This window comes from Nonomuraea sp. NPDC050404, from assembly GCF_040655495.1.
In the GTDB taxonomy this organism is placed as follows: domain Bacteria; phylum Actinomycetota; class Actinomycetes; order Streptosporangiales; family Streptosporangiaceae; genus Nonomuraea.
Genome location: NZ_JBFAKB010000008.1, coordinates 411,106 through 429,720 on the forward strand (window position 1 = coordinate 411,106; position 18,615 = coordinate 429,720).

19 protein-coding genes and 1 pseudogene are annotated in these 18,615 nt (G+C 70.7%); 11 read left to right on the forward strand and 9 right to left on the reverse strand.

The genetic code is table 11. From position 1 onward, the window contains the following. The first annotated feature begins 33 nt into the window (after nucleotides 1–33). On the forward strand, nucleotides 34–1,497 hold the full coding sequence (locus tag AB0I81_RS25015; protein WP_360660658.1) for a serine hydrolase domain-containing protein: 1,464 nt from the start codon (nucleotides 34–36) through the stop codon (nucleotides 1,495–1,497). A gap of 26 nt (nucleotides 1,498–1,523) precedes the next feature. On the opposite strand, the gene AB0I81_RS25020 is transcribed toward AB0I81_RS25015, so the two are convergent. Beyond that, the gene (locus AB0I81_RS25020; protein ID WP_360660728.1) at nucleotides 1,524–2,888 is read right to left on the reverse strand and encodes an FAD-linked oxidase C-terminal domain-containing protein; all 1,365 of its coding nucleotides are present in this window, start codon (nucleotides 2,886–2,888) and stop codon (nucleotides 1,524–1,526) included. A gap of 56 nt (nucleotides 2,889–2,944) precedes the next feature. On the opposite strand from AB0I81_RS25020, the gene AB0I81_RS25025 reads away from it, so the two are divergent. The 4 genes and pseudogenes from AB0I81_RS25025 (at nucleotide 2,945) to AB0I81_RS25040 (ending at nucleotide 6,620) form a co-directional block, all read left to right on the forward strand. Then, entirely contained in the window at nucleotides 2,945–3,961 is a 1,017-nt protein-coding gene (locus AB0I81_RS25025; protein ID WP_360660661.1) for a hypothetical protein, read from the forward strand. 266 nt (nucleotides 3,962–4,227) lie between these two features. Next, entirely contained in the window at nucleotides 4,228–5,301 is a 1,074-nt protein-coding gene (gene rsgA, locus AB0I81_RS25030; RefSeq protein ID WP_360660664.1) for a ribosome small subunit-dependent GTPase A, read from the forward strand. Nucleotides 5,302–5,381: 80 nt separating this feature from the next. Then, a pseudogene (locus AB0I81_RS25035) lies at nucleotides 5,382–5,921 on the forward strand (class I SAM-dependent methyltransferase); the annotation flags it as partial. 186 nt (nucleotides 5,922–6,107) lie between these two features. Continuing rightward, a complete protein-coding gene (locus AB0I81_RS25040; protein WP_360660730.1) occupies nucleotides 6,108–6,620 on the forward strand; it encodes an N-acetyltransferase in 513 nt (170 codons plus the stop codon). A gap of 124 nt (nucleotides 6,621–6,744) precedes the next feature. Here the strand turns inward: AB0I81_RS25040 and AB0I81_RS25045 are convergent, their stop codons facing one another. Beyond that, nucleotides 6,745–7,563, reverse strand: coding sequence for an SAM-dependent methyltransferase (locus tag AB0I81_RS25045; protein ID WP_360660667.1), 819 nt, complete (start codon nucleotides 7,561–7,563; stop codon nucleotides 6,745–6,747). A 112-nt stretch (nucleotides 7,564–7,675) separates the two neighbouring features. Next, a complete protein-coding gene (locus AB0I81_RS25050) occupies nucleotides 7,676–8,260 on the reverse strand; it encodes a TetR/AcrR family transcriptional regulator (protein ID WP_360660670.1) in 585 nt (194 codons plus the stop codon). Between the two features lie 44 nt (nucleotides 8,261–8,304). Between AB0I81_RS25050 and AB0I81_RS25055 the strand changes: the two genes are divergently transcribed. Further along, nucleotides 8,305–9,189 carry an alpha/beta hydrolase gene (locus AB0I81_RS25055; RefSeq protein ID WP_360660673.1) on the forward strand — a complete coding sequence of 295 codons (885 nt, stop codon included), beginning with the start codon at nucleotides 8,305–8,307 and terminating at the stop codon, nucleotides 9,187–9,189. Between the two features lie 71 nt (nucleotides 9,190–9,260). Here AB0I81_RS25055 and AB0I81_RS25060 read toward each other — a convergent pair whose 3' ends face one another. Further along, nucleotides 9,261–9,740: a carboxymuconolactone decarboxylase family protein gene (locus AB0I81_RS25060; protein WP_360660675.1), complete on the reverse strand. Its 480-nt coding sequence runs from the start codon at nucleotides 9,738–9,740 to the stop codon at nucleotides 9,261–9,263. A gap of 166 nt (nucleotides 9,741–9,906) precedes the next feature. Between AB0I81_RS25060 and AB0I81_RS25065 the strand changes: the two genes are divergently transcribed. Then, on the forward strand, nucleotides 9,907–10,824 hold the full coding sequence (locus AB0I81_RS25065; protein WP_360660678.1) for a sigma-70 family RNA polymerase sigma factor: 918 nt from the start codon (nucleotides 9,907–9,909) through the stop codon (nucleotides 10,822–10,824). Nucleotides 10,825–11,116: 292 nt separating this feature from the next. Here AB0I81_RS25065 and AB0I81_RS25070 read toward each other — a convergent pair whose 3' ends face one another. After that, entirely contained in the window at nucleotides 11,117–11,554 is a 438-nt protein-coding gene (locus AB0I81_RS25070) for a hypothetical protein (protein WP_360660680.1), read from the reverse strand. Nucleotides 11,555–11,646: 92 nt separating this feature from the next. Here AB0I81_RS25070 and AB0I81_RS25075 point away from each other — a divergent pair, with 92 nt between their 5' ends. Next, nucleotides 11,647–12,306: a TetR/AcrR family transcriptional regulator gene (locus AB0I81_RS25075; protein ID WP_360660683.1), complete on the forward strand. Its 660-nt coding sequence runs from the start codon at nucleotides 11,647–11,649 to the stop codon at nucleotides 12,304–12,306. Nucleotides 12,307–12,386: 80 nt separating this feature from the next. Here the strand turns inward: AB0I81_RS25075 and AB0I81_RS25080 are convergent, their stop codons facing one another. Next, the gene (locus tag AB0I81_RS25080) at nucleotides 12,387–12,926 is read right to left on the reverse strand and encodes a DUF1062 domain-containing protein (RefSeq protein ID WP_360660686.1); all 540 of its coding nucleotides are present in this window, start codon (nucleotides 12,924–12,926) and stop codon (nucleotides 12,387–12,389) included. 310 nt (nucleotides 12,927–13,236) lie between these two features. On the opposite strand from AB0I81_RS25080, the gene AB0I81_RS25085 reads away from it, so the two are divergent. Beyond that, the gene (locus AB0I81_RS25085; protein WP_360660688.1) at nucleotides 13,237–14,016 is read left to right on the forward strand and encodes a neutral zinc metallopeptidase; all 780 of its coding nucleotides are present in this window, start codon (nucleotides 13,237–13,239) and stop codon (nucleotides 14,014–14,016) included. Between the two features lie 2 nt (nucleotides 14,017–14,018). Here AB0I81_RS25085 and AB0I81_RS25090 read toward each other — a convergent pair whose 3' ends face one another. Together AB0I81_RS25090 and AB0I81_RS25095 are read right to left on the reverse strand one after the other, a co-directional pair. Then, nucleotides 14,019–14,693 carry a pentapeptide repeat-containing protein gene (locus AB0I81_RS25090; protein WP_360660691.1) on the reverse strand — a complete coding sequence of 225 codons (675 nt, stop codon included), beginning with the start codon at nucleotides 14,691–14,693 and terminating at the stop codon, nucleotides 14,019–14,021. Next, nucleotides 14,690–15,268, reverse strand: a complete 579-nt coding sequence (locus AB0I81_RS25095; protein ID WP_360660693.1) for a TetR/AcrR family transcriptional regulator — start codon at nucleotides 15,266–15,268, stop codon at nucleotides 14,690–14,692. The genes AB0I81_RS25090 and AB0I81_RS25095 overlap by 4 nt, the downstream gene beginning before the upstream one ends. A gap of 127 nt (nucleotides 15,269–15,395) precedes the next feature. Here AB0I81_RS25095 and AB0I81_RS25100 point away from each other — a divergent pair, with 127 nt between their 5' ends. Beyond that, nucleotides 15,396–16,322 carry an NmrA family NAD(P)-binding protein gene (locus AB0I81_RS25100; protein WP_360660695.1) on the forward strand — a complete coding sequence of 309 codons (927 nt, stop codon included), beginning with the start codon at nucleotides 15,396–15,398 and terminating at the stop codon, nucleotides 16,320–16,322. A 75-nt stretch (nucleotides 16,323–16,397) separates the two neighbouring features. Here AB0I81_RS25100 and AB0I81_RS25105 read toward each other — a convergent pair whose 3' ends face one another. After that, nucleotides 16,398–16,985 (reverse strand): TetR family transcriptional regulator, encoded by a 588-nt coding sequence (locus tag AB0I81_RS25105; RefSeq protein ID WP_360660698.1) that lies wholly within the window; start codon nucleotides 16,983–16,985, stop codon nucleotides 16,398–16,400. 80 nt (nucleotides 16,986–17,065) lie between these two features. Between AB0I81_RS25105 and AB0I81_RS25110 the strand changes: the two genes are divergently transcribed. Further along, nucleotides 17,066–18,615, forward strand: a 1,550-nt coding sequence (locus tag AB0I81_RS25110; protein ID WP_360660701.1) for a sulfatase, incomplete at its 3' end; no start/stop codon positions are given.

The following is an 18,615-nucleotide window of genomic DNA, read 5'->3' on the forward strand; positions in this document are numbered from 1 at the left end:
TGTTGTCACTCGCCCGGCTTCTGGGGATGGTTCGTGAGGTTGGCACGCGGGGGCGGCGTACTGGTGAGGGTCGCCGCCGTTGTGGTGGCGGTGGCGGTGGGCGTACCGGCGCTGCTGCTGGCTCCGTGGCCGCCGGAGGTGGGCTCGGCGGCGACCGGTGATGCCGCGCTGGGCCGTCTGGTGCGTCAGCATGCGGGGGCGGACGGTTATGAGGGTCTGTCGGTGGCGTTGATCGAGGGTGGGCGGACGCGTTTTGCCGGGTTGGGCACCGGGGACGGTTCCCGTCCGGCCGACCAGGACACCGCCTATGAGATCGGTTCGGTCGCCAAGGTCATGACCGGGATGTTGCTGGCGGATCTGGCGGGGAAGGGGTTGTCTCCGGATACGCCGGTGCGTGATCTGCTTCCGGATGCGGGGTTGTCGACTCCGGCGACGCTGGCGGAGCTGGCGTCGCATCGTTCGGGTTTGCCGCGTCAGCGTATGACGCCGCAGCTCCTTGCGGGCGTGATGCTGATGTCCTATACCGGTCGCAATCCGTATGGTGTGGCCGGGCGTGATGAGGTGCTGGCGGACGCGGCGGCCGTCGGGTCTGAGGGGCGGGGTGAGGTCGCGTACTCCAATTTGGGCATGGCTCTGCTGGGGCTGGCGTTGGCCGAGCGTTCTGGCATGCGTTATGCCGATCTTCTTCGTACCGGTCTGCTGGATCCGCTCGGTATGGCGTCCACGGTCGTCATCGACCCGCAGGACGATCTTCCGGCCCGTCATGCGGTCGGCCGGGCGCGCAATGGCCTGGTCATGGATCCCTGGCGTGATCACGGGAATGCCGGGGCGGGTGGTGCGTTCTGGTCCACCGCCGGTGACCTCGCGCGGCTGGTCGCGGCCGTCATGGATGGCAGTGCTCCTGGCGCTGATGCGGCCGCTGCGCGCTGGGATGAGACCGAGCGGCGGCGTATCGGTTATGGCTGGTTCACCACCCGGTACGGCGACAGGGCTCTCACGTGGCATAACGGCGCCACTGGCGGGTTCACGTCGTTCGTCGGTTTTGACCCTGTCGCGCAGCGTGGTGTGGTTGTCCTGGGTAACACGAGCAAGTCGGTGGATTCTCTGGGTCTGCGCCTGCTGGGCGTTGAGGAGGAGGGCGGCGAGCGGGGCTTGTCGCTGGTGACCATGGTGGTGATGGTCGTTTTCGCCTTCGGCGGTCTCGGGCTGGCCGTGTCGGCGGCGCGCGGGCGGGTGCCCGATCGGTTGTCCGCGGTCGGCCGGTGGTTGACGGCGTTGTTGCTGGTGGTGGTGGCGCGTAATGGCGGTCCGTGGGATGTGGTGCCGCCGTTGGTGTGGATCGTGGGGGCGGGGGTGCTGGCCGCCGCCGCGGCTTTGACGGTGGTCCGGTGGCCGGGTCTGCCGCTGAGCCGGGGCGGGGCGGTGTGGTGGAGCTGGGCGGGCGTCGCCTTGCCGGGTGTGTTGCTGGTGGTGCTGGGGGTTGCTCTGGTGGTGTGAGCTGAGGTGGGTACGGCTCCCGCTCGTCAGATGATCTTTCCGGGGTTGAGTATGCCGGCGGGGTCGAGCGCCGTTTTGATCGCGCGGTGCAGTGCCAGCACGTTGTCGCCCAGTTCGGCGTGCAGGCCGCGTTTCTTGAGCAGGCCGACGCCGTGTTCGCCGGTGACCGTGCCGCCGAGTGCGATCGCGTCGTCGAGGATCGCTTCGAAGGCGAGTTGTGCGCGGGTGCGGGCTTGGTCGTCTCCGGTGGGGACGACGATGAGCGGGTGCAGGTTGCCGTCGCCGGCGTGTGCGATGTTGGCGATGTGTACGTCGTGTGTGCGGGCGTGGCGTTCGATGCGTGCGAGCATTTCGGGTACTTGGCCGCGTGGTACGCACACGTCCTCGGTCAGTACGGGGCCGAGGCGTTCGAGTGCGGGGTAGGCGAGCCGCCGGGCGGAGAACAGCGCTTCGGCTTCGTGGGCGTCGGTCGAGCGGGTGCTGAAGACGGCGCCGGCCTGTTCGAAGCAGGTTTGCAGGGTTTGGGCCTGTTGTTCGTCGCCGGTGTCGAGGCGGCCGAGCAGGAGTACGTCGCCGAGGTCGGCCAGGCCCATGTTCTTCCAGTCGTCCACGGCTCGCAGGCAGTAGCGGTCGATGAGTTCGAGGGCGCTGGGGGTGATGCCGGAGGCGGCGACGGCGGCGACGGCCTGGCCTGCCTGCACCAGTGAGCTGAAGGCGCCGACGATTGTCTTGGGCGGGCTGTCGGGCAGCCGGAGGAGTCGTACGGTGATTTCGGTGATGACGCCGAGGGTGCCTTCTGAGCCGACGAAGAGTCCGGCGAGGTCGTAGCCCGCCACGCCTTTCCTGGTTCTGCGGCCGACTCTCACCAGGTCGCCTGCCGCGGTGACGATCTGCAGGCCGAGTACGTAGTCGCGGGTCACGCCGTATTTCACGCAGCAGACGCCGCCGGCGTTGGTGGCGGCGTTGCCGCCGATGGTGGACCAGGGGGAGCTGGCCGGGTCGGGCGGGTACCACAGGCCGTGTTCTGCCGCGGCGGCGCGCAGCCGGTCGTTGATCACGCCGGGTTGGACGACGGCGAGTTGTTCGTGGGTGTCGATCTCCAGGATGTGGTCCATGCCGTCGAGGGCGAGGAGCACGCAGCCGTCCACGGCGTTCGCGCCGCCGGACAGGCCTGTTCCCGCGCCGCGCGGTACGACGGGCACGCGGTGTTCGGCGCAGAGGGTCACGGTCTGGCGGACCTGTTCGGCGTTTCGGGGTCTGACCAGTGCGAGGGCTCTGCCTTGCGGGGCCCAGGCGGCCTGGTCGCGGGAGTGGGCCGCGATGATGTCGGGGTCGAGGGTGATTCGGTCGGCGGGCAGGGCGGCGGACAATGCCTGGAGGAACTGCACGATCAGCACGTTAACAAGGGGCTGGCGGTGGGTGCCGGTGGTTTCGGTACGCTGCGGCGATGTCGTTAACGTATCGATCGCGCGGCGCGATGGCGCTCGCGGCGGCCGCCACCGTACTCGTCGCCATCCCCGGCATCGCCACAGCCGCCGAGGTCGGGGCGGCGGAGCGGGTGTTACGGGTGTACAACAACAACATCGAGAATCTGGTCCGGAACAACGCCGATGGTTCCTGCACCCGGGTTTCGGGGCCGGAGCATCTCACGTCGATGCTGGTCGACGATGAGGGCAGGACCGGGACTTCCGGGGTGCGGGCGCCGGATCTGCTGATCGTGCAGCAGGTGCGTGGCACGGGGCAGGCCAGGGCGTATGCCGATCAGCTCGCGGCGAAGTTCGGTTTTCCGGCGGGTACGTACGGGGTGATCGTGGCCTGGGACGATCCCGAGCCGTGGGGGAGCACGCACAAGTGCAGTCAGCAGTCGCTCGGTGATCTGAAGAAGAAGCAGACGAACGGGATCATCTACAACACGCGCACGCTGAGTCTGGCGGCGGCGGATGTGTCGAAGTACTGGAGCGCGGGCTGGTTGAAGCCGGGGACGGCGTATGCGGGCGGGGCGGGTTGCACGCTGTACAAGCCGCCGAGCAACGACGATGGTGTCACCCTTCGGCACAAGTGGAAGCGGACGAGTGCGATCGCGGCCAGGTTCACGATCAGGGAGACGGGGACGAAGGTTTTCGCGGCGACGATGCATCTGCCCGAGCAGAACGGCGCCAACGCGTGCGCGGGTGCGGGCACCACGGGCGTCGCGAATTCCGGCATTCACCTTGGCGCTGATGCCACGAGCCTGATGGACGGCTCGGCGATCCGGGTGGTCGGGATCGACGCGAACCGGGTGAACATCGCGCCGACGGTGCTCGGTGGGTCGGGGATGACGGGTTATGGGGCGAAGGCCACGTCCGGGTCGCGGAAGATCGACTATCTGTTTGTGAAGGGCGCGGTGCGGCCCTCGAGCATTGACCACACGGTGGGTGGCACGAAGTCGAATCATCTGGCGTTGTACGGGTTCATCGAGTTCTAGCGCGTGCGCGCCCGCGGGTGCCGGCTCGCGGGTGCCACAGGGGGCCTCGTGCCGCCTCGGGGTGCTAGGCTGCCGTTCGTCGGGTTTCGGATCTGTGTGGATGGGAGGTGAGGTTTGATGACCGCGGTGAAGACCGCTGCCGTGCGCAGCGCCCGGACCAACCTCACGTCCCGGGCCCCGGTCTGACCTATTTCTTCCTCCGGCCTTGAGTCAGGCGGAGTGATGCCCGTGTCTCGTCGGGGCCCCTTCACCGCAAGGGTCTCACGTTGTCATATCCTCACACCGATCCATCCGGCCTGTCCCGGTACGGGTGGACCGACGCACTAGAGCGAATCTTCACCGGCCATGCCGGGGCGGGCCTTGTGCCGGCGCGGATCGCCCGTGTCGATCGCGGCCTGTGCACGGCGATCACCTCGTCGGGCCCGGTGCGGGCCACGTTCGTCGCGCCGTACCCGCTCCTGACCCCCTGCACAGGGGACTGGGCCGCGCTGCGCCCGGGCACCGATTCGGGGCCGCATCTGGTGGAGTTGCTGCCGCGGCACAGCGCGATCGTGCGCTCGTCGGCGTCCAGGTCCTCCCACGGGCAGGTGCTCGCCGCCAATGTCGACACGGTCGTGATCGCCCTGTCCCTGGCCACGCCCCTGGACGCGGCCAAGCTGGAGCGGCTGGCCGCCCTGGCCTGGGAGAGCGGGGCGCGGCCGGTGGTCGTCCTGACCAAGGCGGACCTGGCCGCCGACCCCGGGGCCGTCCGCGCCGAGGCCGGTGTGCTGGCGCCCGGTGTGGACGTCCTGGCCACCAGTGTCACCACGGGCCAGGGCATCGACGCGCTGGCCGCGTTGTTGCGCGGTACCACGGTGCTGCTCGGCCCGTCGGGGGCGGGCAAGTCCAGCCTGGCCAACACGCTGCTCGGGCAGGAAGTGCTGGCCGCCGGCGAGGTACGGGCGCAGGACGGCAAGGGCCGCCACACCACCGTCCGCCGCGAGTTGTTGCCCCTGCCCGGCGGCGGGGTTCTCATCGACACGCCCGGGTTGCGCGGGATCAGCCTGCACGACGCCGCCGACGGTCTGGAGCAGGTCTTCGCCGAGATCGAGGGCCTCGCCGCGCACTGCCGTTTCGGCGACTGCGCGCACGACAGCGAGCCCGGTTGCGCGGTCCGGGCCGCCATCGGGGCGGGTGAGCTGCCCGAACGCCGTCTGCGTAGTTACCGCAAGTTGCAGCGGGAGAACGCCTGGGCGGCCTCACGTGCCGACGCCCGGCTGCGTGACGAGCGCGTCGATCGGCAGAAGTCCATTACCCGTCACCTGCGTGCCACCTACAGGTTCCGGGACCGGCAGCCATGACCGGCCGCGTCCCGCCGACCTCTCATCATCTTGCCTCAGGAGATCGCATCACCATGCCCGACACCTCCCATGACTCCGCTATGGCGGCGTTCTTCGCCCTGCACGACAACCTGGCCCGTCAAGGTCCCGGGTCCGACGCGACCACCCGCCACCTGCTGTCCCTGGCCGCGCCGCCGGTCTCGCGCCCGCGTGTGCTGGACCTCGGCTGCGGTCCCGGCCGCTCGTCGCTGGTGCTGGCCGAGGCCGGCGCCGATGTCACCGCGGTCGATCTGCATCAGCCCTACCTCGACGATCTGGCGCGGGCCGCCGCCGGGCGCGGCCTGGCCGTCCGTACCGTACGGGCGTCGATGGCGGACCTGCCCTTCCCTGACGGGAGCTTCGACCTGATCTGGGCGGAAGGTTCTGTGTACGTCATCGGTTTCGACACCGCGCTGCGTTCCTGGCGGCGGCTGCTCGCCCCGGGTGGGCGGCTGGTCGTCACCGAATGCGAGTGGAGCACCGGTTCGCCGTCGCCCGAGGCGCGCGCGTTCTGGGAGGAGGCGTATCCGCTGCGCACGCAGGAGGGCAACCTGGCCGCGGCGCGCGATGCGGGGTATGCGGTGGCCGCGGTGCATTCGCTGCCCGACCGGGACTGGTACGAGGAGTACTACACGCCGCTCGCGGAGCGCGCTCACGCGGCCGACCTGGCCGTGCCCGGGATGCGTGAGGCGGTCGCGGTCACCCTGCGCGAGATCGGCATGCGCCGCGAGCACGGCGAGGACTACCAGTACACCGGCTACGTCCTGCATCCGCGGGAGGAGACGACCATGAGCCTTTCCTGGACGACCCGGCCGGAGCGCTCCGGCGACGTGGCCGCCATCCGTGACATCAACCTCGCCGCGTTCCCCAGCTCGCACGAGGCCGATCTCGTCGAGGCGCTGCGGGCCGACCCGCGGGCCTGGCTGCCCGGCCTGTCGTGGCTGGCCGAGGCTCCCGGCGGTGATCTGTCCGGGTACGCGCTGCTCACCCGGTGCCAGGTCGGCGGCGCGCCGGCGCTCGCCCTGGGCCCGTGCGCCGTCAGGCCCGCTCAGCAGCGGGCGGGCGCGGGTTCCGCCGCCATCCGTGCCGCCTTGCGCGCCGCGCGTGAGCAGGGCGAGAACCTGGTGGTGGTGCTCGGCCACGCCGAGTACTACCCGCGTTTCGGCTTCACCCCGGCCTCCGGGTACGGCATCCGCCCGCCCTTCGACGTCGAGGACAGGTACATGATGGCGCTCGCCCTCGACCCTGGGCGGCCGGTCCCGAGTGGTGTCATCCGCTACCCGGCGGCGTTCGGCGTCTGATCCACCCGGTGGCGGGCGGCCCTCAGCGCGGCTGAGGGCCGCTCGCCACCCCGCCCTCGTGCGCCCTTCTACGGCGAAGCGGCGGGCAAGCTGTGGGAAAGGGCAAGCCGTGGGAAATCGCCGGTCAGAGCACGCGGCCGACGCCGCAGAGGATGTCGGCTCCGCCGGGTCCGGCCAGGGCCGGGTCGAGCGGCGCGGTGTCGGGACGCCAGTCGGTGACCGACACCAGGCCCGGCTCCATCATCTCCAGGCCGTCGAAGAAGCGGGCGATCTGCTCGCGGGTGCGCGGGGTCACGTTGCCCGAGCTGGTCTTGCGGTAGACGTCGCGGCCCTCGCCCACCACGTCGTCGCCGAGTTCGCCGGCCGTCACGTGGGAAATGATCAGGTGGCTGCCCGAGGGCAGGGACTCGCGGATGGTACGTACGATGGTCTGGGCCTGGTCGTCGTCCGGGATGAAGTGCAGCACGGCGACCAGGATCACGGCCAGTGGCCGCCCGAAGTCGAGGTGGCCGGTGACGTCGGGGTGGTCGAGGATCGCCTTGGGTTCGCGCATGTCGCCGGCCACGACCACGGTGTCGGCGGTCTCGGCGAGCAGGGCGCGGGCGTGTACCAGCACGATCGGGTCGTAGTCGACGTAGACGACCCGGGAGCCGGGGGAGACCCGGGCCGCCACCTGGTGCACGTTCTCCTGGGTCGGCAGGCCGGTGCCGATGTCGAGGAACTGGTCGATCCCGGTTCCGGCGACCGCGTGCACGGCGCGGCCCAGGAAGGCCCGGTTGGTCTGCGCGACCTCCCTGGCGTTGGGTGAGAGCTTGATGATCTGGGCGGCGGCCTCGCGGTCGGATGCGAAGTTGTCCTTGCCGCCGAGCAGGTAGTCATACATCCGGGCCACGCTCGGCACGCTCGGATCGATCCCCGCCGGTGCCTGCTCCGGTCCCGTCATCCCCTGGCCTCCTTCTTGTCCGGTTCAAACGATCTTAGGGGACCGTCGGCGGCCGTGGAGGAAAACTTTCCTGGGCTGGGCTGGGTGAGGTGCCGGGCACGAGTGCGCGCCGCTACCGCTGGCGGAACAGCTCATCCAGATGCGCCGTCAGCAGGGCCTCGGCCTGTTCGCCGGTGTGCTGGCCGGCGAGCACGCTCATCTGCAGCCCCGACAGCAGTGCGAGCGTCACGGCCGCCCGGGTGGCCGGGTCGCCGCTCACCCGGGCCTGGGCGAACTGCCCGGTCACCAGGTCGCGCAGGCCGTTGGCGTGGGATACGCCCTTGGCCGCCTGGTCGGGGTCGGTGAGGGTCAGGGTGAAGTGGGCGGTGTAGGCCAGGACGATGCGGCGGCTCTCCTCGTCGGCGGGCAGGAGGGTAGTGAGTGTGGCGTACAGGCGGGCGCGGGGTGTGGCGGGTTCGCCGAGTGCCTGGATCGCCCGCCGTACGCGGGCGCTGAGCTGGGCGCCCAGGTGGGTGAGGACGGCGGCGAGGAGTTCCTGCTTGGTGTGGAAGTAGTACTGCACCAGCCGCAGTGATACGCCTGCCTCGGCGGCGACCTCGCGCATGCTGGCGGCGGGCAGGCCGCGGGTGGCGGCGATGCGTACGACGGCCTCGGCGATCTGGTGGCGGCGTTCTTCGTGGTCCACTTTTGTCGGCACCCTTTGATGATACGGGCGTATCAACGCCGTGATACGTTCGTATCATGAAAGCTCGTCCCGCCCTCGGCCGGTTCCGCAGTGAGAAGGCCGCCCGGCGTTACTTCGCCGGGTACGACGCCGAGATCGGCAACTGGCCCGTCCCCCTGGAGCCGCTGGACGTCCGCACCGCGTACGGCACCACCCGCGTCTACCGCGCGGGCGCGCGCGAAGGACTGCCGGTGATGTTCCTGCCCGGCATGGGCGGCAACTGTCTCGGCTGGTTCCACGCCAGCGGCCCCATCGGCGCCCGCCACCCCATCTACCTGCTCGACCCCCTCGGCACGGCGGGCCGCAGCGACCAGACGGCGCCCCTGACCGATGCCGGCGACCAGGCCGCCTGGCTGGGCGAGGTCTTCGACGGGCTCGGCCTGCCGCGCGTCTACCTGGCCGGCTTCTCCTACGGCGGCTACATGGCGCTGTGGCAGGCGATCCGCACACCGGAACGGGTGGCGGGCATGACGCTGCTCGACCCGGCCGCCTTCCGCGTCGCCGGCCTGCCCCACCTGGCGTGGGGGCTGGGCTGCGCGATCACCATGATGCTGCCGCCCCCGCTGCGAGGCCCGCTGGCCAGGCTCCTGCACAGCGACTCCCTCAACCGGGCCGAAGAGGTCAAGGTCGGCATCTCCGGCACCTACCTGTACGAGGGCGCGCAACCCGCGATGATCCCGCTGACCGACGAGGAACTGTCAGCCGTCAAAACACCGACGCGCATCCTGTTCGGCAAACACAGCACCATGCAGGACTCGGCCGCCGTCGCCCGCCGCCTGGCCCGGGTACTGCCCGCCGCCGAGGTGGAACTCGTCCCCGGAACCGGGCACGCGATCGCCCTGGACGCCCCCGCCCTGGTCAACGCCCGCATCCTGGACCACACGGCCACGATCGGCGGATGAGCCGGCCGGTCCTGCCGGCCCGGGGGCTGAGCAACGGACCGGTCATCCGTGCCGCCCCCGGGCCGCCTTCGTCAGGACGGTGACACGCCGACGAGGGGCTTGGTGATCAGGGCGATGGGGAGGAAGAAGCCGAACTGGGCGATCACCAGGGTGAGTGTGGCGAGTGCCCTGTCGTCGTAGTGTTCGCGTACCTCGGCGATGAGGTCGTCGGGGACGCGCTCGCCGCCGTCCTGTGCGGGGGTGAAGACGGCCTCCACCAGGGTCAGCGCGGCGCGTTCCGCGGCGGTGAAGAAGGAGGGCGCGTCCCGCCAGGTCGCCACGGCGGTGATCCGTTCCTCCGATTCGCCGGCCTTGCGCAGGGCGTCGGTGTGCCGGATGGTCTGGTAGGTGCTGTGGATGAGCTGGCCGGCGCGCAGATGTACCAGGCTGATGGTGGTGCGGGGGATCGCGTGGTTTCCGGTGGCCTTGAACAGGGCGGTGCTGATCTCCGTCAGCTCGGGGATGAAGGCGCCGATGTCAGGCAGGCGGAAGGGGAGCGCGGGAGTGGTCATGGTGGGGTGGTCCCTTCTGGAAGGTGGGTGTGGCGCGGCGTTGTCCGGGTTGGTCGCCGCGGCTGGAGTCATGACGTACGGGGCGCGGGGAGTGTGACCGCGTAGGCGGGTCACACTTCGCCGGTGGTGTTCGTCATCGGGGTAGGAACCCACCTGAGGAGTGATCGTGGACGAGCGTGACGTTCTGGCCCGGCGGTTCGAAGGCCATCGCGCGCATCTGAAGGCGGTGGCGTACTCGATGCTCGGCTCCCTGACCGAGTCCGACGACGCCGTGCAGGAGGCGTGGCTGAGGCTGGAGCGGGCCGGCGACGGCGGCATCGGCAATCTGGGCGGCTGGCTGACCACCGTGGTCGGCCGTATCTGCCTGGACATGTTGCGTGCGCGCCGGTTGCGGCGTGAGGAGCCGTTCGGGTCGCGGCTGCCCGATCCGGTGATCAGCGGGGAGGGCGCCGATCCCGAACGGCAGGCGCTGATGGCCGAGGCGGTGGGCTGGGCGCTGATGGTGGTGCTGGAATCGCTGAACCCGGCCGAACGGGTGGCGCTCGTCCTGCACGACGTCTTCGACCTGCGGTTCGAGCAGATCGCCGCGATCCTCGACCGTACACCGGTCGCGGCCAGGAAACTGGCCAGCCGTGCACGCGTGCGGGTGCGGGGCGCGCTGGCGGAGCCGGAGGCGGATCCGGTCGCTCAGCGGCGTGCCGTGGACGCGTTCGTCGCCGCCGCGGGCAGTGGTGACTTCGAGGCACTGCTGGCGATTCTCGACCCCGGTGTCGTGCTGCGCGGCGACAGCGGGAAGGCGGCCGCGGGCGGCCTGCGGGTGCTGATCGGCGCCGAGGCGGTGGCCGGTCAGGCGCTCACCTTCCAGCGCATGGCGCTCGCGTGCGTCACCCGGCCCGCGCTGGTCAACGGTGCGGCCGGGCTGGTCAACAGCATGGACGGCGCGCTGTACTCGATCATCGTGTTCACGGTCGTCAGGGGGCGGATCGTGGCGATCGACATGGTGTCCGGCCCCGGGCGGCTGGCGCGCCTCGACCCCGCCGGCCTGCCCGCCGGAGATCAGGGAGCTCCCATCGCCACCCGGTAGAGGGCGGCCGGCGCGTCGTCGATGGGATGGGCGTCGGCCGGCCCGAGGCGTCGAGCGTGTTCCACCGCTGCAGGTTCACCGCGACGGACAGCTGCCGCCTGCCGTCGGCTCCGGTCATGGGACAGCGCTCCGGCGCCCCACACCGTGCCGCCATGACCCAGAAGACGCCGCCGCCGGGGACCCGCATCGGGTGCGGGCCGAGCCCAGAGTCGATGATCGTGCCTTCCTGGGAGACGACCGGGACGGTACGGCGCATCTGCGCCAGTGACGCGTTGGAGACGATCCGGCCGGGTCACCGCGGCTGCTTCGTCCACATCAGGGCGACGGCCGCGAGTCCCGCCAGGCAGGGGAGCAGGCCGGTCCAGCCCAGCAGCGGCGGCAGCCCGGTGTCGCCGGAGGTGTCCCGGATGAGCAGGTTGAACAGCGCGATGCCCGCGCCGATCGGCAGCAGCGCCGTGGCCGCCCGGCGCGCCCACGGTTTGCGCGTGCCCGCCGCCCAGATGGCGCACAACCAGCCGAGGATGCCGAGCGCCCCGAGCACGGACAGGTAGATCAGCCACGTCGTGACGGCCGTGCCGATCCGCGCCTGATCGTAGGACGGGTAGCCGGCCCGGATGTGGCCGGACAGCGCGGCGCCGTTGACGTACGGCAGGAGCAGCGCGACCAGGGTGAGGCCGAGTCCGGTGTACAGGGCCGCGATGGCCGGTCGCGGCTGACGGGTGGAGGTCATGGGTGGTGGATCCTTCTAGAGTTGTACGGCGTAAAACTTGCGGGCATGCTAGTTTTACGGCGTACAACATGTCAACCGGGAGGGATGGCACCATGACCGCCAGCCGCAGCCGCGGGCAGCACGCCGGCCTGACCGGCCGGGCCATCCTGCGGGCCGCCATCGGTCTGGCCGACCGGGAGGGCCTGGCCGCCCTGTCCATGCGCGGGCTCGGCACGGAGCTCGGCGTCAAGGCGATGGCCCTGTACCACCATTTCCCCAGCAAGGAAGCCCTGCTCGACGGCATGGTCGAGGAACTGGCCGCCGCGGCGCCGGTGAGCTTCGACGGCGCCGACTGGCGCGACGGGCTGCGCGGCTACGCCCGCGCGCAGCTGGACACCCTGGCCGCCCATCCGAACCTGGTCCCGCTCCTGCTGTCCCGGCCGGCGACCACCTCGGGCAACCACCGCATGATGGAAACGCTCCTGCGGTCGCTGGGCGCCGCCGGGTTCCCGCCGATGCGGGCCCTGGACATGGTCTACGCACTCAACGGGCTGATCCTCGTGCACGCCGCCCTCGACGCGGGCGTCGGCGGCGCGCCCCGGCCGCACGGCGAACCCGGCCAGACCAGCCGGCTGGCCGGCCTGCCCGCGCAGACGTACCCGCTGCTCGCCGAGGCCGCCCGGGCCGGCGCCGGCCGCGGCCCCACCGCCCGCTTCGAGTTCGCCCTCGAGGCGCTGCTCACCGGCTTCGCGGGCCCGCCGGACGGAGCATGACGGGTCTGTCATGTCCTCTGGCGGACCCGCCGGTGCGGGCCGTGAACCGGTTCCGGCCCCGGGGGCCGGAACCGTCGGGGTCAGTCGCCGGCCATCACGATGAAGGTGAAGGCGGCGCTCGTCGTACGGCGCAGCGGAATGTCGCACTTGATCCGGCGCGGCACCTCGTTCCTGCTGAGGCCGAGCGCCTGCGCGATGAGCCGGTCGGGGCGCACCGGCACCGGATCCTCGAAGGCGACCTCCACCCGGACCGGCCACGCCTGATCGAACAGGGGCGGCGGGGCGTCCAGCCGCCAGGCCCCCCTCCAGTCCAGGGTGAAGCGGTTGCGCCGGGCGAACAGCGGATCCAGCAGCCTGGCGGCCACCAGCCCCGCGTCGTTGGCGTGGTAGCCGTCGAGCTCGGCGGGATCGATGGATCTGACCGGCACCCGCTCGTACACGGCGAGCTTGCTCGTACGGTCGCAGGACACGCAGCGGACCAGCAGCCACACGTGCAGCAGCTTGCCGTTGGCGTTGACCCGGAACCGGCCCTGGCCGGTGGTGGCCGACTCCGACGGGCAGTGCACGCACCGCAGCGACAGCAGCGGCAGCCTGGTCCGCCGGACGACCCAGGGCAGCACGATATGAGGTTGTGAAGACATGATCTCTCAAGACCTGACACGAGGCCGATTACGCGCGGCCTCGAACGCTGAACGACCGGGCGCACGCGGGCAGCCCGGCGGAGCCGGCGGCAGGGCCGGCTTCAAGGTGAGCGGAAATACGTGTCAGGTCAGGCGAGCAGGCGGCGTCACGCGGGTCATGTCCTTCGTTCGCACGGCGTTGGGGCCGCTGGCAATGTAGGGGACCGCGTGCGGAAGGCTCAAACGATTTTCCGCCAGGGCCCGATCCCCTCGCACGCGGGCGGCGCGAACGGCTCCTAAAATGCCGATCATGCGTCTTCCTGCTGTTCTCGCCGCCTTTCTGAGCGCCCTGCTGTTAGCCGGCAGCACCACGGCCCACGCCACGGCCCACGCCGCCGCTTATCCTGTGCGTGATCGCGTGCTGACCGCGAACCAGCTGTACAGCAGCGGCAAACTCGCGCCCGTCCGGTGCCGGGAGCGCACGATCACGCCGGACAGCGCCCCCCGTTACCTGAGCGCCGTGCTGAGCTGCCTCAACGCCTCCTGGGGAGCCCACTTCAAACGCGCGGGGCTGCCGTTCACCCGGGCGAGGATCAGCTTCATCACCAAGCCGCGCCGCTACTGCGGGCACGCCTGGGACGAGGCCCAGGCGAAATACTGCTTCGCCGAGAACCGTTTCCTCGTCCTGCTGGACGGCGACGTCCTCAAGGACCCCTCGGACCTGTATCTTTTCAACGTCGTGGCGCACGAATACGGGCACCACGTGCAGAACCTCACCGGCATGAGACGCGCCTACGACCTCCTGCCTTATCGCGGAAAGAAAGAGCTGAACGAGCAGGCACGCCGCATGGAATTGCAGGCCGAATGCCTGGCAGGCGTTTTCATCGGCAGCGTCTGGAAATTCCTCGGCCGCCCGGCGGAGGACTGGTATTACCTGCTCGAACTGAACAAGAGAAGCGGCGACGAGCAGTACAAGGTCCGCGACCACGGCAAGGGCGTCAACATGGCCGCCTGGCTCGACAGAGGCTTCCGCGCTTCGTCGCCGTCGGCGTGCGACACCTGGTCAGCGCCCATTTCCCAGGTTTCCTGAGGTCATTCCTCGATGGTGATCCCCATCGCGCCGGCCAGGGCGGACAGCAGGCTCTGCGCATCGGCGCTCTTGATGGTCGAGCCATGGAGGCTGGTGACGCCGCCGATCCCCAGCAGTACGCAGTCGGAGAAATGGGCGCCCTCCAGCCGCGCCTGCGAGAATTGGGCGCGGGTCAGGTCGCAACGCTCGAACCGCACCCCGCGCAGGTCGGCATTCTGGAAATTGACCTCCGCCATTATGCAGTCCCTGAAGACGGTGTTCTTGAAGGTCGAGAATCGAAACCCCGCCAGCTCGGCGCGGCACGTGTCGAAGACCACGTCGCGGAACGCGCATTCCGACCACGTCATGCCGGTCAACCGGCTCGCCGACACGTGGGCGCGGTGCATTCCCGACATCGCGGCCGTCAGGTTGGACAGATCGCAGCGCCGCAGTTCCACGTCGGCGAATCCGACCCGGCGCAGATGCGTGCCGGAGAAGCTGGTGGTGACGAAGCGGCAGCCCTCGTAGTCGGCCGCCTCCGCGTCGCGGCCGGTGAGATCGGCGGCCTTGAACTCCAGTCCCCGGTAGAGGCCGTCGTCTTCGAGGTCGTGCTCGGGGAACTGGGCGGTGACCAGCGGCGAGGGCAGTTTCGGGGCTTTGATCCGTTTTGCTGGCTGGGGTGAGCGGGCGGGCGTCATGAGCCGCCCCGCGGGCTGAGACCCGCGATGGCCAGCCGGAACAGCCGGTTCGCGCGGGCGAGCGGATCGGGGTGGTGCTCCGTCGCCAGGGCGATGCCGACGATCAGGGCGATCAGGTCGGCGACGGTGACGCCGTCCGCCACCGCGCCGTCCTGGGCGGCGCGGCGCAGCAGCGGCTCGCCCGCCTCGTTCAGCATCGCCGCGCAGCTGTTCTCATGTATGGAGCCGGTCTCGGTCTCGGTCCCGTCGTAGGCCAGGGCCGGCGCCAGCCCCCGGGCCGCGACGCAGTAGGCGACGACGTCACCGAGCCATTCCAGCAGCGCGTCGCGGCCGTCGCCGTGGCACTCCAGTTCGCGGGCGCGGGCGCTCAGGGCCTCGATCCGCTGGTGGGAGACGGCCTCCAGCAGTGCCCGGCGGGTCGGGAAGTGGCGCCGTACGGTCGCCGAGCCGACCCCCGCGACGCGGGAGATCTGTTCCAGGGAGGCGCCGGCCCCGTGCGCGGCGACCTCCTGTTCGGCCACGGCGAGGATGCGCGCGTAGTTGCGCCGGGCGTCCGCGCGCTGGCGGTCGGGCATGTGCGTCGTCTCCCCGGGAGGTTAAGTGGCGGGCTCCGCCGTTTAGGGTTGCTAAGTGGCGGGCCCCGCCGTATCGTACCGCACAGGAAACGGCGGGCCCCGCCGTTTATGTTCGCAGGGGAGAACCATGTCCATCGCATCCGCGCCCGTCCTGGTCACCGGCGCCACCGGCAAGCAGGGCGGGGCCACCGCCCGCGCCCTGCGCGCGGCCGGCGTTCCCGTCCGCGCCCTCGTACGCGACCCGTCCACCGGCCGGGCCAAGGCCGTCGAGGCGCTCGGCGCCGAGCTCGTCACCGGAGATCTGGACGACCGCGACTCGGTGACCCGCGCCGCCGAGGGCGCCCGCGCCGTCTTCTCCGTGCAGATGCCCCCCTTCGCCGCCGGGAGCTTCGACTTCGGCGCGGAGGTGACCCAGGCCGTCAACCTCATCGAGGGCGCCAGGGCCGCCGGGGTGCCGCAGTTCGTGCACACCTCCGTCAGCGGCGCCGGAGGGCACACCGAGCATCCCGGCTGGATCGCGGGCCGCTGGGGCACGCTGGACGACAGCCTCGCGGCCAAGAGCACGATCCAGGACCGGGTCCGCGCGGCCGGCTTCCCCCGCTGGACGATACTCAAGCCGGCCTTCTTCATGGACAACCTCCTGCCGTCCATGAAGTTCCTGTTCCCGCGCGGCATCGAGGGCGGCCTGGTGAGCGTCATCAAGCCCGACACCCGGCTGTCCCTCATCGCCGTGGACGACATCGGCACAGCCGCCGCCGCGGCCATCGCCGAGCCCGAGCGGTTCGACCGGGTCGAACTGGAGCTGGCAGGCGATCACCTGCCGATGCGGGCGATCGCCGAGATCCTCTCCCGCGCGCTGGGCACGCCCCTGACCGCGCCGGACATGACCGAGGAGCAGGCGCTCGCCGCCGGCATGCCGGAGATGGGCCGCGCGCACGAATGGATGAACGTGGCCGGCCAGCCTGCCCGCCCGCAGTTCGCCAGGGACCTCGGCCTCCCGCTCACCGGCCTTCGGGAGTGGGCGGCCGGGCACCTGCGGCCCACACCCGCCTGAGGGTCACGATCCGCCCGAGGGCCACGACCCGGCCGGGCGTCTTGGCCCGGCGGGAGGTCACGACCCGGCCGGGGGTCACGCGTCGCGCAGGATGTCGAACGCCTGGCGGGCCAGGTCACGCGCGGACTCCACCGTGCGTTCGTCCTCGGGCAGTTCCCGGAAGGCCAGGACGGTCGCCCGCAGCGCGCCCACGCTGGCCCGCGCGAGCACCGAGGCCCGCAGCGCGGCGTCCGGGCCCAGCCGGGCGTGCAGGGCCCGCGCCAGCTGCTCCTCCAGATCGAGCAGCACCGGCTGCGCGGACCTGCCCGGATGGGAGAACACCTGCCCGGGCAGACCGGTGAACAACACCGCCACCCCCGAGCCGCGCGCCGCCGCGAGGTCGGACAGCGCGTTCAGCACCGCCGTGTACGGGCCCTCCCCGGCGGGCCGTTCCCGCACCAGCCGCACCACCTCGGCGACCAGGTCGAGGACCTCTCCCAGAACCAGATCCTCCTTGGAGGCGAAGTACCGGAAGAACGTCCGCTCGGTCACCCCCACCGCCTCGGCGATGTCGCGGACCGTCGTCTCGGCGAACCCCCGCTCCTCGAACATGCGCGTGGCCGCCTCCTGCAGGGCCTGACGCGTCGCCCTCTTGTGCAGCTCCCGCCGCCCGGCAGTGACCATGGTCGGCATTGTTCCACGTGTCCGCATCCGGACACCAGAAAAATGTCAGGACTGACAGATCTCCGGCTAAAGTGTCAGTCATGACACATTTCATCAAGGCCGTCCTGCTCGCCGCGGGGCTGACCGCACTGACCGCGACCGGCGTCCACGCCAACACCCAGCAGCCCGACACACGGCCCAACTTCGTCGTGATCCTGGCCGACGACCTCGACGACCGGACCACGCCCTACCTGGAGGCCATGCCCAAGACCAAGGAGCTGTTACGGCGCAGCGGCCTGACCTTCACCAACTCCTTCGCCACCACCCCGATCTGCTGCGCCGGCCGCGCCGCGATCCTGAGCGGCCAGTACGGGCACAACAACCACGTCCTGACCAACTTCGGCGACTGGGGCGGCTTCGAGGCGTTCGAGGGCAACGGCAACGAGGACAGGACGTTCGTCAAGCGGCTGCACGACGCCGGCTACCGTACCGGCATGGCCGGCAAGTACCTCAACGGCCTGGAGGACCACCCCGGGCACATCCCGCCGGGCTGGGACGACTGGAACGCGGGCGTCACCCAGTCGCTGTACACCGGCTACAACTACACCCTCAACGAGAACGGCACCATGGTCCGGTACGGTGACCGGCCGCAGGACTACCAGACCGACGTGATCGCGGCCAAGTCCGCCGACTTCATCAAGGAGTCCGCCGCCGGCGGCGAGCCGTTCTTCTGGTACGCCGCCTCCACCGCCCCGCACCTGCCCATGCCGCCACCCCAGCGGTACGCCACCAGGCAGTGGGGCCCCACCCCGCACCTGCCGAACTTCCAGGAGAAGGACGTCAGCGACAAGCCCACCTGGCTCAGGCAGAGCAAGCACGTACGCTCGGCCCTGGTCACCGCCACCAACGACCGCGACCACCGCAACCGCATGGGCACCCTGCTCGCGCTGGACGACATGGTGGCCGGCATCGTCGAGACGCTGAAGGAGACCGGCGAGTACGACAACACCTACCTGGTCTTCGCCAGCGACAACGGCTACAACCTGGGCGCGCACCGGCTGGTGCAGAAGATGGCGCCGTATGAGGAGTCCACCCGCGTGCCGCTGATCATCTCGGGCCCCGGCGTCAAGCAGGGCAGCACCCCCGCCATGGCCACCTCCATCGACTACGGCCCGACCCTGCTCGACCTGGCCGGCGTGCCCGTCCCCGCCGGCATGGACGGCAGGTCGCTCAAACCCCTGTTCGACGGCGTGCCGCCGGTCGATTGGCGCAGGGACTTCTTCGGCCAGTACGCGGGCGACGGCGTCACCGACCGCGACGGCATCTTCCAGGAGTACACCGAAGGCGACAACAAGGAGGTGTACCTCATCGACGTGCCGTCCTGGAGCTCCCTGCGCACCGAGCGCCACACCTACACGCGCTGGTACGACCTGGAACGTTCCGGCGGCAAACGCGAGTACGAGCTGTACGACCTGGCGAAGGACCCGTACCAGCTGGACAACCTGCTGGCCACCGCCGCCGGCCGCAAGCAGAACGCCGGCCTGGTGGCCCGGCTGCGCACCCGCGCTGGCGCTCCAGCTCGGGCCGCTGGACGAGGCGTACGGCACCCAGGGCTCCGAGCCGCGCCGCGCGTACGAGCTGATGGCGACCG

What these genes read in the sequence shown, in the direction of transcription:
- AB0I81_RS25060 (WP_360660675.1), bottom strand. Translation starts at nt 9,740, where the DNA reads ATGACCACTCCCGCGCTCCCCTTCCGCCTGCCTGACATCGGCGCCTTC.
- AB0I81_RS25040 (WP_360660730.1), top strand. Translation starts at nt 6,108, where the DNA reads ATGAGCCTTTCCTGGACGACCCGGCCGGAGCGCTCCGGCGACGTGGCC.
- AB0I81_RS25105 (WP_360660698.1), bottom strand. Translation starts at nt 16,985, where the DNA reads ATGGTCACTGCCGGGCGGCGGGAGCTGCACAAGAGGGCGACGCGTCAG.
- AB0I81_RS25025 (WP_360660661.1), top strand. Translation starts at nt 2,945, where the DNA reads ATGTCGTTAACGTATCGATCGCGCGGCGCGATGGCGCTCGCGGCGGCC.
- AB0I81_RS25090 (WP_360660691.1), bottom strand. Translation starts at nt 14,693, where the DNA reads ATGACGCCCGCCCGCTCACCCCAGCCAGCAAAACGGATCAAAGCCCCG.
- AB0I81_RS25100 (WP_360660695.1), top strand. Translation starts at nt 15,396, where the DNA reads ATGTCCATCGCATCCGCGCCCGTCCTGGTCACCGGCGCCACCGGCAAG.
- AB0I81_RS25095 (WP_360660693.1), bottom strand. Translation starts at nt 15,268, where the DNA reads ATGCCCGACCGCCAGCGCGCGGACGCCCGGCGCAACTACGCGCGCATC.
- AB0I81_RS25085 (WP_360660688.1), top strand. Translation starts at nt 13,237, where the DNA reads ATGCGTCTTCCTGCTGTTCTCGCCGCCTTTCTGAGCGCCCTGCTGTTA.
- AB0I81_RS25075 (WP_360660683.1), top strand. Translation starts at nt 11,647, where the DNA reads ATGACCGCCAGCCGCAGCCGCGGGCAGCACGCCGGCCTGACCGGCCGG.
- AB0I81_RS25070 (WP_360660680.1), bottom strand. Translation starts at nt 11,554, where the DNA reads ATGACCTCCACCCGTCAGCCGCGACCGGCCATCGCGGCCCTGTACACC.
- AB0I81_RS25055 (WP_360660673.1), top strand. Translation starts at nt 8,305, where the DNA reads ATGAAAGCTCGTCCCGCCCTCGGCCGGTTCCGCAGTGAGAAGGCCGCC.
- AB0I81_RS25045 (WP_360660667.1), bottom strand. Translation starts at nt 7,563, where the DNA reads ATGACGGGACCGGAGCAGGCACCGGCGGGGATCGATCCGAGCGTGCCG.